Annotated in this window: 11 protein-coding genes; 1 reads left to right on the forward strand and 10 read right to left on the reverse strand. The window is 40.6% G+C overall.

Annotated features, from left to right (window positions below):
* Window positions 1-2: 2 nt before the first annotated feature.
* Window positions 3-1,097 carry an MBL fold metallo-hydrolase gene (locus AB3G38_RS07950; protein WP_367867959.1) on the reverse strand — a complete coding sequence of 365 codons (1,095 nt, stop codon included), beginning with the start codon at window positions 1,095-1,097 and terminating at the stop codon, window positions 3-5.
* A 145-nt stretch (window positions 1,098-1,242) separates the two neighbouring features.
* Between AB3G38_RS07950 and AB3G38_RS07955 the strand changes: the two genes are divergently transcribed.
* On the forward strand, window positions 1,243-2,067 hold the full coding sequence (locus tag AB3G38_RS07955) for an aminotransferase class IV (protein ID WP_367867960.1): 825 nt from the start codon (window positions 1,243-1,245) through the stop codon (window positions 2,065-2,067).
* Window positions 2,068-2,073: 6 nt separating this feature from the next.
* On the opposite strand, the gene AB3G38_RS07960 is transcribed toward AB3G38_RS07955, so the two are convergent.
* The 9 genes from AB3G38_RS07960 to AB3G38_RS08000 form a co-directional block, all read right to left on the reverse strand.
* Entirely contained in the window at window positions 2,074-3,930 is a 1,857-nt protein-coding gene (locus AB3G38_RS07960; RefSeq protein WP_367867961.1) for a DNA topoisomerase, read from the reverse strand.
* Window positions 3,931-4,148: 218 nt separating this feature from the next.
* On the reverse strand, window positions 4,149-5,057 hold the full coding sequence (locus tag AB3G38_RS07965) for a histone deacetylase (protein WP_367867962.1): 909 nt from the start codon (window positions 5,055-5,057) through the stop codon (window positions 4,149-4,151).
* The gene (locus tag AB3G38_RS07970; RefSeq protein WP_367867963.1) at window positions 5,058-5,918 is read right to left on the reverse strand and encodes a bestrophin family protein; all 861 of its coding nucleotides are present in this window, start codon (window positions 5,916-5,918) and stop codon (window positions 5,058-5,060) included.
* A complete protein-coding gene (gene kynU / locus AB3G38_RS07975) occupies window positions 5,915-7,204 on the reverse strand; it encodes a kynureninase (RefSeq protein WP_367867964.1) in 1,290 nt (429 codons plus the stop codon). Before kynU ends, AB3G38_RS07970 begins: the two co-directional genes overlap by 4 nt.
* Before the next feature lie 42 nt (window positions 7,205-7,246).
* On the reverse strand, window positions 7,247-8,236 hold the full coding sequence (locus AB3G38_RS07980) for a Gfo/Idh/MocA family protein (protein ID WP_367867965.1): 990 nt from the start codon (window positions 8,234-8,236) through the stop codon (window positions 7,247-7,249).
* A gap of 108 nt (window positions 8,237-8,344) precedes the next feature.
* Window positions 8,345-10,159 (reverse strand): IucA/IucC family siderophore biosynthesis protein, encoded by a 1,815-nt coding sequence (locus AB3G38_RS07985; protein WP_367867966.1) that lies wholly within the window; start codon window positions 10,157-10,159, stop codon window positions 8,345-8,347.
* Window positions 10,160-10,186: 27 nt separating this feature from the next.
* Window positions 10,187-11,539, reverse strand: a complete 1,353-nt coding sequence (locus AB3G38_RS07990; RefSeq protein ID WP_367867967.1) for a lysine N(6)-hydroxylase/L-ornithine N(5)-oxygenase family protein — start codon at window positions 11,537-11,539, stop codon at window positions 10,187-10,189.
* A 12-nt stretch (window positions 11,540-11,551) separates the two neighbouring features.
* The gene (locus tag AB3G38_RS07995; protein ID WP_367867968.1) at window positions 11,552-14,005 is read right to left on the reverse strand and encodes a GNAT family N-acetyltransferase; all 2,454 of its coding nucleotides are present in this window, start codon (window positions 14,003-14,005) and stop codon (window positions 11,552-11,554) included.
* The gene (locus tag AB3G38_RS08000; RefSeq protein WP_367867969.1) at window positions 13,950-15,491 is read right to left on the reverse strand and encodes an aspartate aminotransferase family protein; all 1,542 of its coding nucleotides are present in this window, start codon (window positions 15,489-15,491) and stop codon (window positions 13,950-13,952) included. Before AB3G38_RS08000 ends, AB3G38_RS07995 begins: the two co-directional genes overlap by 56 nt.
* Between the last annotated feature and the right edge of the window lie 356 nt (window positions 15,492-15,847).

The raw sequence follows: 15,847 nt of genomic DNA on the forward strand, positions 1-15,847 counted from the left end.
ACCTATTGTTTACCATTCTCTATATTTAGCCACCATTTTGTTTGAGGATAATCCCCACCCAGCAAAAACGTTTCTCCCAATAAAGGGGTTGTAATACGCTGAGCCGACTCTTCAGCACTTTTAGTAACGCGTAAAACAGAATCATTCCAATCGTGTAAAGCCAGTGTGAACTTTGCCCAATGTACAGGTAAAAGCACTTTTGCTTTCAAATCTTTAGCCGCCATCACAGTTTGTTCAGGAAACATATGGATTAATGGCCATAGTTCATTGTACTGTCCGCATTCTAAAATTGCCAGATCAAAAGGGCCATGTTCTTCACCAATAACCTTAAAATGACTGTCATAACCAGAGTCACCACCTAAAAACAATTTATGTTCAGGGGTTTCCAGGATAAATGAAGACCATAAAGTCCGGTTACGCTTAAGCAGTCTTCCTGTAAAATGTCTTGCTGGTTTCGCCGTGAATTTCAAACCGCATAAAACGGCCTGTTCCTCCCATGCCAGCTCTGTGATCTTTTCTGCCGGAATTCCCCAGCGGATTAAATGAGAACCTGCACCTGCGGAGGTCAAAAAATGTTTTACCCTGTCTTTCAGTTTTAGTATACTCTGATAATCCATATGATCATAATGATCATGTGTAATCAGCAGTACATCAATTGCAGGAAAATCTTCCGCCCTGATAAAATCAGTACCAGCATATTGTTTTTTACCAATAAAAGAAAACGGAGAAGGTGTTTGACTGAATACCGGATCCACCAGTATTTTCAAAGTATCCAGTTGTAATAAATAAGAAGAATGCCCAAACCAGGTTAATTTGGCACCGGATACGGAATCCAGTTCGGGTAAAACATGCGGCAAAGCAGTTGCCGGCCTGCTGTTAGGATTACCTTTCAGCATGGCTTTAATTATAGCCGGATAACCACCTTCAGGTACCATAGGCGTTAAAGATTGATTTTGCAGTTCATCACCTGCCGCATTAGGCAGCTGACGGATACGTTCCAGCCTTGCACCTTCGGGTAAACGGCCAAAAACAGGTAATTTTAGAGTAGCATAAACCAATAAGGCTAATGCACAGAACATCAATAAAGTGATATACATAGATTTGAATAGCTAAATCATTCAACGAATATAACAATTGGATGAAGTATCAAGCCCCGGAAATTTGTTAATATTGCACGGGCCTGTTAATTAACAGCTCTTATTTCATTTTCAGAACATCTGCCAAACCTAAACAGCGCAAACAATGAGAGCTAACACTGTTTTTCTAAACCATAATTTTATAGCGGAAGCTCAGGCCTCCCTGCTGGTTACCGATCTTTCTATACAAAGAGGTTATGGAATATTTGACTTCTTTAAAACAATAAATGGTAAGCCTGTTTTCTTAGACGATCACCTGACACGCTTTTATAACTCTGCAAAAAAAATGCATCTGCATATTAGTCAGACCCCTGAAGAATTGAAAGATATTATTACTGAACTGATGCAGAGAAATAATTTACCGGATTCAGGAATTAAGATGACTTTAACCGGAGGCTATTCTGCTGACGCCTATACCCTGCCAGCCACACAAAACCTGATCATTACTCAAACAGCCTTAACGCTCCCTAAGGGGCTTCAATCTGATGGCATCACTTTAATTACCTATCCTTATCAAAGACAGTTTTCAGAAATGAAAACACTGGATTATGCTATGGCCATCTGGCTGCAACCATTGATTAAAGAAAATAATGCCGACGATGTATTGTATCAATATGATGGTTTTGTTAAAGAAACACCAAGGGCAAACTTTTTTATAGTAACTACTGAGGGCGAAGTAGTTACCGCCAAAAATAATGTACTGAGCGGAGTGATCCGTAAAAACATACTAAACCTTAAAGACACAGGTTTTCAATTGACTGCGCGTGATTTTAGCCTGGAAGAACTTTATAATGCAAGCGAAGCGTTTATAACCAGCACGACTAAAAACATTCTTCCTGTGCTAAAGGTAGATGGAAAAGCAATTGGTGACGGGAAAGCAGGAAAGATTACAACGCAATTATCTGCTTTACTGCTCAGGAAAATAGGATAGCGATTGCTATACAACCGCCGGATCTTCCTTTTTCGGTACCAATTTTTCTGCCAATCCTGCTCCTGCAGCAAGTAATTCGTTAGTAATTGACCTGGTATATTCAGAGATTTCTGCTTTAAAGTCTGCAACCGAGGCGCCGGAACGGATTTCTTCCAGTCTTTTCTCCCATGAACCAGTTAATTCTGCCTGTGCAATCTTCTGATCTTTCACCACATCATAAACTGCCAGCCCTTTAAAAGTCGGGACAAGATTTCTTTTCTCCCGCATAATATATTCCCTGGTGATCAGGGTCTCGATGATTGAGGCCCTGGTAGCCGGAGTTCCCAGTCCGCTATCTTTCATTGCGTAACGCAGCTCTTCATCTTCGATCTCCTTACCTGATGTTTCCAGTGCTTTTAACAAAGAAGCCTCATTGTATAAGGGTTTAGGCTTGGTCTGCTTCTCTAATAATGCTTTTTCCACGATAGGCAAAAGTTCACCTTTTTTAACTTTTGGAAGTGAAGGGTTATCCTCATCCTTTTTATCTTCTTCTTTATCATTTAATACCGATCGCCATCCTGCGGAGCGGATAACCGTTCCATTTGCAATAAACAGAGAACCGGATTCAATAGTTATTTTAGTGACCTCTTTTACGCATTCCTGATGAAAAGCTTCCAGCATACGGCCTACTACCATATCGTAAACGGCCTGTTTATCGGCGCTTAAGTGAGCAGGGGTTTCACCTGTTGGTAAAATAGCGTGGTGATCGGTAACTTTCTTTGCATTCACACTCCTTTTGTTCAAAGGTATAGTCATCAGAAATTCTGCCTGTTTTCCAAAATCAGGATGTGTTGTCAGCTGTGTAATCAATTGAGGGACACCAGCAAAAACATCATCTCCAATGTATCTGCTCCCTGTACGCGGATAGGAAACCAGCTTACTTTCATATAAATTCTGAAGCAGGTTAAGTGTCTGATCTGCTGTATAACCTTTACGTTTATTGGCTTCCTGCTGCAAACTACTTAAATCATGCAGTAAAGGAGGTGGCTCTTTACGCGGTTTCGCTTCTACATCGAGGATCTTTCCTCCAGCTGGAAATCCAGAACCAACATCTTCAATCTTATCAAATAATACCTGCGCTTCTTCTTTTACATTGAAGTTGACTGTAGAGACTGCCTTAAAAAGCTGTCCGTCTTTATCCAGCTGTATACCCAGCTGATAATATAATTGTGGTACAAAATTCTTAGTTTCAATAAATCTGGAACAGATCATCGCTAAAGTAGGGGTCTGTACCCTGCCGAGCGAAAGTACTGATCTTGCACCAGCAGAAATACTTAAAGCCTGAGTGGCATTCATTCCAACCAGCCAGTCAGATTCTGACCTGCAATGTGCTGAATTGAACAAGGTATCGTAATCAGTACCAGGCTTCAGATTCCGGAACCCTTCTTTAATAGCTTCATCAGTCTGCGAAGAGATCCAGAGTCTTTTGAAAGGCTTTTTACATTTCAGGAAATAGTAGATATAGCGGAAAATAAGTTCACCTTCCCTCCCGGCATCCGTTGCTACGATAATCTCGGTAGCCTCATCAAAAAGTTTTTTAATAATATCGAGCTGCTTCCTGACTCCCGGATCTTCTACCAGGCCATCCTTGGTTTTAATTTTCCGGATTGCCAGTTTAAATTTAGCCGGAAGCATGGGCAAATGTTGTCTTCTCCAGCCAATAAAGCCATACTCTTGCGGAGGTGCCAATTGCAGCAGATGTCCGAATGCCCAGGTAAAAGTGTAACCTTTTCCCTCAATGTATCCGTCTTTTCTACCCGTTGCGCCAAATACTTTAGCTAATTCACGTGCAACGGATGGTTTCTCTGCAATTACAATCTTCATCTATTCTCCTTTTTTAGAATCCCTAAATTTCATCAAAATACTTCACATTAAAAAACCATGAACTTGTTTCCTGGCTGTATTCAGCCGTGCGGAGGCGTCAAAGAATATGATGTTAACAAACAGGTTGAAGACTTTTCAACTCTCATTATCAGAGAGATCAGACATTGTACCACTTACCTGCGTGGAAGCTGAAAGGATGTTGAAAAAAAAGGAAAGCCTCAGATTGGAGATAACAAATCCAAACCGGCTTTAAAGGTATTACAATGTGCTTCTACAATATCCTTAATCAAAGGTGAATATCCACCGCCCATACTCACCTGTACTGGCAATCCATTTTCCTTACAAAATTGAAAAACCATCCTGTCCCGCTCCATACACCCCTGTTTACTCATATCCAGTTTCCCTAACTTATCCGTAGCTAAAACATCCACGCCCGATAAATAAAAAACAAACTCCGGCCGGTGCCGCTGGTAAAGTTCCGGCAATACATGGGCAAGCAGGGAAAGATAAACATCATCCCCGGTTCCCGCATCTAATCCGATATCCCAGTCAGAAACCTCTTTGCGGAAGGGAAAGTTCTTTTCACCATGCATAGAAAAAGTAAATACACCTGGTACATTCTCTAAAATCTGAGCGGTACCATTTCCCTGGTGTACATCTAAGTCTATTATCAAAATCCGTTTATAAATCCCTTTGTTCAACAGGTAATTCGCAGCGATTGCCTGATCATTCAGCAAGCAAAATCCTTCTCCCCAATCAGAACCAGCATGATGGGTACCACCAGCTACATTAAAAGCAAGACCAAACTCCTTTGCGAACAAAGCACCGTCAATAGTTCCCTGAGCAATCCTGAGCTCACGTTCCAATAACTGTGCATTAAGCGGAAAACCGATTCTTCGCTGTGCTCTTGGGGGTAAGGTAAAATCTCTCAGCTGTGCCCAATATCCTGAATCATGTGCTAACAACACGATCTCTTCATTCAGCTGCTCAGGTTCAAAAAGCTGAGCAGTAGTAATCACTCCTTCATGTAATAATTGTTCTGGTATCAATTCATACTTTAACATCGGGAAACGATGCCCTTGTGGTAAAGGGTGCGCATATAAAGGATGATAAGCTATTTTTATCATTTAATTCAAAATCTCCCCCACATGCTTTTCGATGTGATTACAAATCTCATCTACGGGCAAATCATTCGCATCCTGCCCGAATGGATTTTCTATTTCTTCAGCAATCAGCTCCAGACTCGCCAGTACATATAATATAAAGGGTACAATCGGAACAACGAAATAACCCAGGCTGAATACCCAGCCGAATGGCAAAGTGATCACATAGATAAACAAGAATTTTTTAATAAAAGCACTATAAGAAAAAGGGATAGGTGTCTTTTTAATCCGCTCACATCCACCACAAATATCCGTAAAACGGTTCAGATCGCCACTCAATATAATCAGTTGCTCCCCGGAAATCTTACCCGCAGCCTCCAGATCGAAAATCCGCGCAGAAAGACTCGCTGCAACCTGGTTAGGAATATGTTTCCCGCCGTCAACCTCCACCAGGAAACTGTTTTTACCGAAATACTGCTTCTCCCGCAAATGTTCTTTCAAGGCAAAAGCATACTTGGGAATCGCATAGCTGAAATATTCATACTCCTGCTCCCCCAATTTCAGCGATTTGATCTTGATAGCCAGGTTACGGCTGATATTTGTCAGTTCCCCCAGTAACCTTCTGCCCTCCCACCAGCGGTCGTAAGAAGTATTGGTCCGGAAAACCAATAACATGGAAATCACAAATCCGAGCAGACTATGCATCATCCCGATATTCTTGACTGTCGCGGTTTGCGCCAGCTTTAAAAAATGGAGTTCGGTATAAGCAATGATACCAGAAAATACAGCTACGCTGAGCATCAGCGGCCATAATTTTCTAAATGTATCCGCTTTATGGATATGAAAAATAAATGTGAACCAATCTTTAGGATTGTAATTTATCATACAGCGATCTCTTTACTTATCTTCAACAACAATTCACCTGTCAGGAACACATCCTCAAAAGAATTATATAAAGGTACAGGGCTCAGACGAATCACATTCGGCTCTCTCCAATCACCTAATACATTATGCGCAACCAGTTTCTCAAAAACTCCTTTAGCATTTCCAGAAGCAATGATAGAAACCTGCGTGCCCCTGTCATTTTCATTTTCGGGCGTAATTACCTGGTATTGCTGATACCCGATAGCCAGGTTCACCTGGTCTATGGTATAGATCAAATATGCGGTTAAAAGCTTACTCTTTGCTCTGATTGGCCCCATAAAACCAGCAGCTTCGAAAATTTGCAGCGACGCATAATATAAAGCCATTGGCATGACCTGCGAACAGCTGATCTGCCAGCCGTCTGCTCCTGGTTCAGGCACAAAACCCTTTTCCATCTTAAAACGGGTAGATTCCTGATATCCCCACCATCCTGCAAAGCGGTTCAATGAATCATCTTTGAAATGTTTCTCATGAATAAACAGGCCTCCTATTCCACCAGGCCCACTATTTTGATATTTATAGGAACACCAGCAAGCAAAATCTATATCCCAATCATGCAATTGCACAGGAACATTTCCGGCAGCATGCGCCAAATCAAATCCTACAACTGCACCAGCAGCATGACCAGCCTCAGTAATGGCCTTCATATCAAACCACTGCCCTGTAAAGTAGTTAATTCCACCAAACAAAACCAACGCCAGTTCATCTGCATTTTCAGCAATACGGGCAACAATATCAGCTGTCCGCAAAGTATATTCACCAGCTCTTGGAGCGACTTCAATAATAGCTTCTGCGGGATCATAACCATGAAACCGAACCTGACTTTCCAGTGCATACTGATCAGAAGGAAAAGCACCAGCCTCCATAATGATCTTAAATCTTTTCTGCTGAGGGCGATAAAAGCTCACCAGTAACAAATGAAGGTTAACTGTCAGCGTGTTCATCGGGCAAACTTCTGCAGGAAGCGCACCTACAATCGGTGCCATTAATTTCTTAAGCTCTTGATGGTAAAACATCCATGGACGCTCGCCTTCAAACCAGCCTTCTACTGCCAGGTTTTGCCAGTTGTCTAATTCTTTTCCAAGCACTTCACGTGCCGATCTGGGCTGAAGACCAAGTGAATTTCCGCACAGATATATAAAAGGTTTACCATTTTGCTGTGGAAATAAGAATTCATCACGGAATTTTTGCAAAGGATCTTGTTGATCCATTGTCCTGGCAAATGATAATGTATTTTGAAAGTTCATATTTTCGTAATTATTGGACTCAACGTAATGCTTTTTGCAATTTTAAGCATTATGGTTTGAAAACTGGTCAATAATTTCCATCACGGTCAGTCCATCTGCTGCAATACAGGGATTAGCCGATTCATTTAAGAAATAGCGCACCGTAGCCTCAATCATTGGTTGCTGGACATGCTGAAGTGCATCGAAATTAAAAATTGTTGTTTCTCTGTTTACTGTTAACTCTATTTTACCAGGTCCGAAAACAGCAAAAGAAAGGGTACCTTTTGATCCGGTAATTGTGCAAAGGTCTTTTTGAGTGTCTGAAGGCATATCAAAGCACCATGTTCCATTAAAAAACACGTTATTTTTAAATTTCAACACCCCTGTCACCAGGTCATCTGCCGGATATAAACCGCCCTGATTACCGGAAATTCCAATCGCCTTTTCAATTGGCCCGAAAAAATATAACATCAGGTCTAATTGATGAGGTGCAATATCATGAAACAATCCACCACCAGCAATTGCAGGATCTATACGCCATTGAATTTTCGGATCTGCTAGTTGCTGTGCAGTCAGAGAAGGCTGTAAATAATCAAGCTTTATAAATTTGACAGTTCCAATTACTTGTTCGTCCAGCAAGGCTTTAATTTTTTTAAAGACTGGTTGTGCTCTGCGGTAATGTGCAATGGTGAGCTTTCCGCCATACAATGAAGCGGCTTCAACCATTTTTTTACCCGCCGCCGCATGGACAGCCATTGGCTTCTCCACGTAGACATGTTTTCCTGCTTTTAAGGCTGCAATAGTCAATTCTTCGTGCGATAATGGTGGTGTCGCTATGTAAACGGCATTAATTTCCGGGTCATCAATTAATTCCTGAGCGTTGCTATACCATTTTGGAATTTGATGTCTCTTGGCATAATCTGCTGCTTTCTCCGCATTTCTGCTCATGACAGCGACTAAACCAGAATCAGCAACTTTATTAAAAGCAGGGCCGCTTTTTACTTCTGTTACGTCCCCGCATCCAATCATCCCCCATTTTATTGTATGCTGCATCTTATTCAGTTTAAGGAGGTAAATATGGTAAAAATCTTAAACACAAAAAGCGTATAGCGATTGTAAATATCAGACAGCCACTATACGCATTATTGAAAAGGTAAAAGCTTATACAGCCTGTTCTTTAGCTTCCATTGCAAATGCAACAGGATTAACCAAGGTGCCGATTACTTCGGGAACCGGTACATCGGTACTTTCACTATAGCCATGCGTCAATAAACGAACTCTATTAATGCAAACTCTTGCAAATTCAGGAACAAATAAGTCAAATTCCGAGAATTTATCAGCCAGTTCAGGATTTTCTTCCTGGAATTCCAAAATAGTATGTGCTACATTTTTCCAGAATTCTTCCTCATTCAGACCAACGTAAGAATGGAAAATATTGCTTAAATACCTGAATACAGCATCAAAAATTCCTGACAAAATAAATAGCGGGGCTAATTCATCGTCGATTTCCCGCAGTACATTAACCAGGTCTTCGGGTAATTTAGCTTTTGATTCTTCTGTCAATACAATCTCTTCTACAAAATCTTTAATAATGATTCGCTGGGGAATATAATCCTTCATCACCATGATCGTATTTTCCCCATGCGGACTGAAGAAAAAAGCATGCTGATAAAATATTCTTAAGATAGGTTTAAGGTAAGCTTTTAAATAAGCCTGAAGCCATTCTTGCGGCGTGATACCCGATTTTTCAATCATTGCCCCGACCAGGCTTTTCCCCTGATCATCGACGTACAGCAAACTTGCCATCGTCATAATTTTCTCCCCTTCCTGAAGGTAATTTTCCGCACTTTCACGCCAGATTACCCCTAAAAACTCCTGGTATTGATAAGGAGACTGAGGAATTGCACTGTATTGAGGATGCGTATAAGCAGCAGTTGCTACCTCTCCTAATAAAACTACTTTAGTTTCTTTCAGATAAGTATCGCCATCGAGCATATCTTTTGCCCATTGGGTAACTCTGGGTGCAATAGCCAGTTTTTTAGGAGACAAACCCCGGAATATTGAAGTATTTAAGATAGAAATTGCAGTTTTAACGTAGTGTTTACGTGGGTTACTGATATTAAAAAAAGTACGGATACTTTGCTGACATTTATACAGGTCATCCCCTAATGCCAGTGGCACAACATACTGACTGGCAATATCATGGGCAAGTTGTAACACAATTTTATTGTTCCATTGCCACTCATGAACAGGAATAAACAGATAAGCTGAAGGATTTAGCTGCTGAGCGCTTAATATTTCATTAAACTGGTTAAGCTGTTCAGCACCTAATTCATCTTCATAAAAGCCAGCCATATCAATGGATGCCAGAGCTTTAAAGTCAGCACGTTTTTTATGAACGGCCAGCCAGGCTAATTGCGTAGACTGCCCTGCTTCCGGTGCATATTTACCCTGATCGCTGTGGTTAAATCCAATCCTGCCTTTATTAATTGTTGCCCATGGATGTCCGTCCATTTGACTTTCAATAGTCTGATAGTCCGCATCAGCCAGCTGATCTGAGGTTAACCGCCCTTTTTCATGGATAAAAGCGTCAGCATATAAGGTATTCAGCGTCTCTTCTACGAAATGCGCAAGCGTAAATGATTTCACGCCAAAAGTCTGCTGTGTTTCCGTAAAAAATGCAGGTGCATTATTTAAAGGTACAGTTGCCTCATCGACAAATTTACGCAGCGATTCTTTCTGGATGTGCCAGTAATCCAAAGCACGGAGACTTGCAGAAAAAGTATAATAGGTATTTTCCAGATCTGTATTTAAACGGAAATGTGTCAAACCAGCAGCGTCAGTTCCTGTAATTTCAGGTACTGCAAGTTTTTCGTGCATTAGTTCTACAATGGCTTTGGCGATATAATTTAAATTCACCTTATCCCAAACTGCTTTCTTAAGCGGTTTAATATGCTCAAAATGATTGTAATTCATGGTCTGTATTTTTAACTGGTGACAAGCTTAAACTGCCACGTTTTCTGCTGCAAGAATATCTTTAAGTGGGTTTTCTGATTCATCGGCCGTTTCCACACCAAATGTCTGAAAGGCAATTTTCTTTTCAACTTTGTAAGCTTCTCTGCCTAACACGGTATTGATAATAGAAGAATTCCGGTAGGCACCCATCCCTAAATCCGGGGTCACGAAACCATGTGTATGCAATTCTGCATTCTGAACGAAAATTTCATCGCCATTTATATCGATCGCATAATTGCGGCCTACACCGTATAAATTATCTTCATTCCGGGAAATACGATGGTGAATGCCCTGTAAAAATGCGGGTTCTTTATATTTATAACCTGTAGCCAGTACGACAAAATCAGTTTGCTCCACGAATTCTTTTTCTACTTCTGTGTGGTAAAAATGTAAGTTCACACTGCCATCTTCAGCGGCAGAGATGTTATTCAGCTGGCAATTAGGACTTAGTTTCACGTTTGGTTTTTCACCATCCACACTTAATTCATACAGTTTATCAAAAATCTGATTGATTAAACTATAATTTATGCCTTTAAACAATGAATTTTGTTTGCTTAATACTTGTTTGCGTTTTCCATCAGGCAGATTATAGAAATGATCTACATATTCTGGTGAAGTGAGCTCCAAAGTAAGTTTGGAATATTCCATCGGGAAAAAGCGATCCGGACGGGTAAACCATTTCAGTTTTAATCCATTTTCTGTTTCAGGTAAAAGATCATAGAAAATCTCTGCAGCACTCTGTCCTGAACCAATAATACTTACGCTTTGCTGCTTCAGCAGGTCACTTTTTTTATCCAGGTAGGCAGAAGTATGAATCACATTGGCCTGTTTACCCTGTGCTGCAAAGTCAGGCATTTTTGGGATTGTTCCTGTACCTAAAACCAGTTTACGTGTATAAAAAATATGTTTTTCTAAACTAAGCTGATCTTCTACAATCAGTTTATACAGCTGCTCTGACTCGTCATAATCAGTACTCAATACTTTCTGGTTGAACTGACAGGAAGGCAATTGTGCGATAACCCATTTGCAATAGGCGTTATATTCCTTACGCAGGATATAGAAATCTTCGCGGATATAGAATTTATACAAACGATCAGTTTGTTTGATAAAATTCAGGAAGCTGTAAGGACTTGTTGGATCTGCCAAAGTCACCAGGTCGGCCATAAATGGGACCTGAAGGGTAGCATCATTCAACATCATTCCAGGATGCCAGTTAAAAACCGCTGCCTGGTCGAAAAATATAACCGACAAATCTTCTAAAGGGGCGGCCAGTGCAGCCATTCCCAGGTTAAAGGGCCCGATACCAATACCTGCGATATCGTAAATCTTTTGTGTTTTCATTATGCTCAGAATTTATACTCCGGCCATATGGCCTGTTAACGCTACATCTTTACTTTCCGGGAATTTTTCCCAATACCACTCGCGATAGCAAAAAGTTAAGTTTGCATCTTTAGTGGGCATCTTTATAATACGCTGGAATTTGAAACCTAACCTGGTTACAAAAATGTGCATGGCCCTGGACTCCACAGCCGCCTCACCAATACATTTTCCGACAACCGGATTCATAAATACCAGGTCCATGATCATCTGTCCGATACAGAAACTGTATTTTTTATTCTTATCGGTCGGCGCAATTAATAGATGTGCTCCATAATCTGTAGCCAAAGCTTCATAATAAGCCCCTACGGTATCACGCATTGGCCAGTAAGGTTCGATGGTGAAAGTTGGTTCGCCATTAATTTCTCCGATTATGCTATGGGAATGATCACTTGGGAGCAAGGTGCGGTAAAAAGTTTCCAGATCCTTGATTGGCCCGTCCATTTTCCAGATTGGTTTGGCATGTTCCTGGTTAAACCAGTCATGCACCATCTCCAGATCTCTGTCTATGTCAAACGAACGCAGCGAGATGGTGATGTCTTCCTTAGGGAAATATCTGCTGTAAATGACCTCATCAATTTTCGGTTTGATCAGGTTATCACAGAAAAAATACTTGTTCAATGGATTAGGATAGGCTCTGTAAATAGCCGGATTATCAATCGGGGCACTCGCTTCATCTATATTAATCAGATTGGTCAGCAGGTTACCTTTCACTTCCCAGCTTCTGCTGTTAATCACATAATCAACAAAACCAGTGGTATCTGATTCTTCAAATTGCTTGAATTCAAGATAAATCAAGTCAATCAGTGTTCTTTCATCTGCCAGATCGTTACAACCCAGCGCATTCACGATACCCAGCAGATTATTAATCAGCAGGTAATATGTTAATTTTGGAAAGATTAAAGCTTCTGGTACAATAGATCCGCTTTCCTGAGCTAAATCCGGCAGATAACTTAATAATTCTGCTGCTTTACCTGCTCTGAAAAAGAAGCCCTGGTTATCTCTGAAATAAAGTTTAGCCGGAAAACCCTGACTATCCAGCTCCACCATTACATTTTGCTGATGAAATTCAAAAGCCATTCCATATTTATTCAGAATCCCGATAACCGGCCCCGCACAGATATGCAGATATTGCTTGAACCAGTTGATCGCTACCTGATCAACTGGTTTATTTTTAAGCTTTGCTGCATGCTGAATAACATTTACTATTCTTGGTTTTTCACCCAATAGACTATCCTGACATAATGCAGCCAGTAAAGTCACATTTTTATCCCCGGCTTCACCTTTAAATACATTGTGACGGATGCTGGTGTTGAAGCCATCGATAAATTTGCCCTGATATTGTACAGAGAAAAAAGCAGGATCAGTTACAAATTCAATCTCCGGGAACTCTTTTTTCAAGGTTTTACCCAGCTCTGTTTTTAATAAACGGCTTACATCATATCCGCGGTGCAGTTCCCGGGTTAAGTTTACACGCTCAGAATTGGTAATTTTCACATGCAGTGAGAATTTATACATCCAGTCACTTTCGCGGTTATAGACTGTGCGCACAGAAGAAGTTGGTGTATATAGAGCACCCCAGCTACCGAGGCTATATAACAAGCCCTCTTTTTCCATTGCTTTGACTTCGGATTGGGTTAGCAGATATGCCGCCTCCCAGGGATGCATTGGCAATACTTTCCAGTCCGGGTGCTGAGCGATCAATGACTTTACCTGATGATCTGCCGGAACTGCATTTAATAATTCTGTCTTAAAAGTATCAGTAATATCAAATCCTTCTGCATTTTTCTCTGTCACCTGACCGGGAGCTATCAAAAAATAAGCTAACTGGAATTCACCAGCAGTTTCAGGCGAGTATTTCAATAACTCCTGCTCGTTTTTAAAACCCATTCTGCCTTTGGTAAGCGGATGTGAGTTATGTCCGAGTGCTAAGGATTGCTCTGTTTCAATAAAGTTCATTTTTACCCTGTTGACCAGTTTCCCGGTACGGTTGAAATATTCCTGGTACTTCGTTAAGTTCTCTATACTGTTTAATAAGCGGGATTTCACCAGCTCAGCATTGATTTCCGGAAACTCTGCACTTGCGAATAAGATAACCAGTTCCATAAAGCGCAAGGCATCTACAGGTTTGATTTCATCGGTAGCCAGCTCACGGGAGATCACAGGAAAGTGAAATACATGTCTTCCGCTTTCTGCATAGTGTTTCAAAGGGGCAAATACTTCAAATCCAAACTCAGAAAAATCGAAACGTAAGTGCAATTGATGTCCTGTCAGTTTCAGATAGTCAGCCAGGGGCTGATCATATCTGGGAATTCCCTGGTAACGGCTCCAATTACTAAACTCCCTGCAATAGCTGTTTAAAAGCGAATTGAAATTAATTTCTCCAGAATTCTGTTGTAGTTTTATTAAACTGTAGGTATTCGTTTCCATGTTGTTTGATGATGTTGAAGATGTTTTTAACGTGGTCAATTGTAGTGAGCGGGTTAAGTAATGTAAATTTGAGATAGAATTGTTTATTGATTTTAGTGCCTGCAACGAGCGCTTCTCCGCCGTTGAACATACTTTTTTTGATAAACTGGTTCATTGCGCAAAGATCTGCTTGTCCGTCCCTGGGGTTGTAACGGAAAACCAGTGCACTGATATCAGATTCATTCATCAGTTCAAATGACGGATCTGCCTGCAGCATAGCAGCAATTTGAGCAGCGGTATGAATGATCGTCTCAAAGTAACCGCCCAGTTTTTCTTTCCCCATCATTCTCAGTGTAAACCAAAGTTTTAAAGCATCAAAACGGCGGGTAGTCTGAATAGATTTATTGACCTGATTGGGTAAACCATCATGGTCATGATCTTTAGGGTTCAGATAATCTGCATGGTGGGTGATCAGACCGAAAAATTTCTTGTCTTTAATCAAAAATGCCCCGCTGCTTACAGGCTGAAAGAATGATTTGTGATAATCTACTGTTACTGAATGTGCCAGTTCGATTCCATTGATCAGCTTGCGGGATTTACTGGCTAACAGTAAACCACAGCCATAGGCAGCATCTACATGGAACCATAAGTCATATTTAGTGCTTAAACGGCCTATTTCTTGCAAAGGATCAATATTCCCGAAATCGGTCGTTCCTGCGGTACCTACAATCGCAATCGGAATATTCCCCAATGCAATTTCCTGTTGAATTGCGTCTTCCAGCAGCACAGAGTTCATTCTGAAGCTACGGTCAGTTTTAATTTTTACAACGGCTTTTTCACCCAATCCCAATAAAGAAGCATTTTTCTGGATGCTGAAGTGGGCCATCTCTGAAACAAATATTCTGAAACGTGAAGCTTCAGCTGGCAAACCGTCTTGTTTAATATTGTGGTTCAGAAGTTTAAAGGCATAATGATCCCTGGCCAGCAGCAGGCCCATCAGGTTACTTTGAGTACCACCACTGGTAAAAATCCCATCCGACAGTTCGCCGAAACCAATTTCCTTACAAGTCCATTCAATCAGTTTTTGCTCCATTAAAGTTCCGCCAGCACTCTGATCCCAGGTATCTAATGAGGAATTGATAGAAGAGATCATAACTTCTGCCGCAATTGCAGGAATAACCAGCGGGCAATTTAAATGCGCAATATATTCCGGATGATGAAAGGCTACAGCGTGGTTGGTGTATAAATTCTCTACCTCATCCAAAAGGCTATCATAGTCTGGTAAGGGCTTATCAAAATCCACTTTTGCAAATAATGGCCGTAATTCTGCCGGGGTCACCCCACTGAATGGTTTTTTATTATTATCCAGAAAGCGTTTTACAGCAAGGCTTACTTTGCCAATGGCATCTAAATATTCATCTTGATTGTCGTGATGGAAAATATCCTTTTGAGGATGATTTTCAAATAATGTAGTTAACTGTTCTTCTTGTAGGTTGATTGATAGCATATCGGTCTTAGTTATTCACGGTTTTATGTATAATAGGGTTATTAATAAGCGTGTTTATTATCCTGTACAAAAATGAAGTCCGATGCGCATTTAAGTTATCGGAAAGGGTACCAATAAGAGCGAAAACAAGGTTAAAAATCCTCTTCTTCATTACAGTTTAAATTTCTCTGCTAAGTAAGATTTTATTTAGAACAATTACAAATTATATTTAGACTAATTACCGATAATAATGCAATTAACTGATTTACAGCTATATTTTAATGTTATTATTTCTAATAATTAAGCTAATATTTTTTTAACATAGGTCTTCCATGCTGCGGATTCGCTGCTAAACCGATAAAATAAAAAGAAATATT

Origin of the sequence: Pedobacter sp. WC2423 (assembly GCF_040822065.1) — a bacterium.
Classification (GTDB): Bacteria; Bacteroidota; Bacteroidia; order Sphingobacteriales; family Sphingobacteriaceae; genus Pedobacter.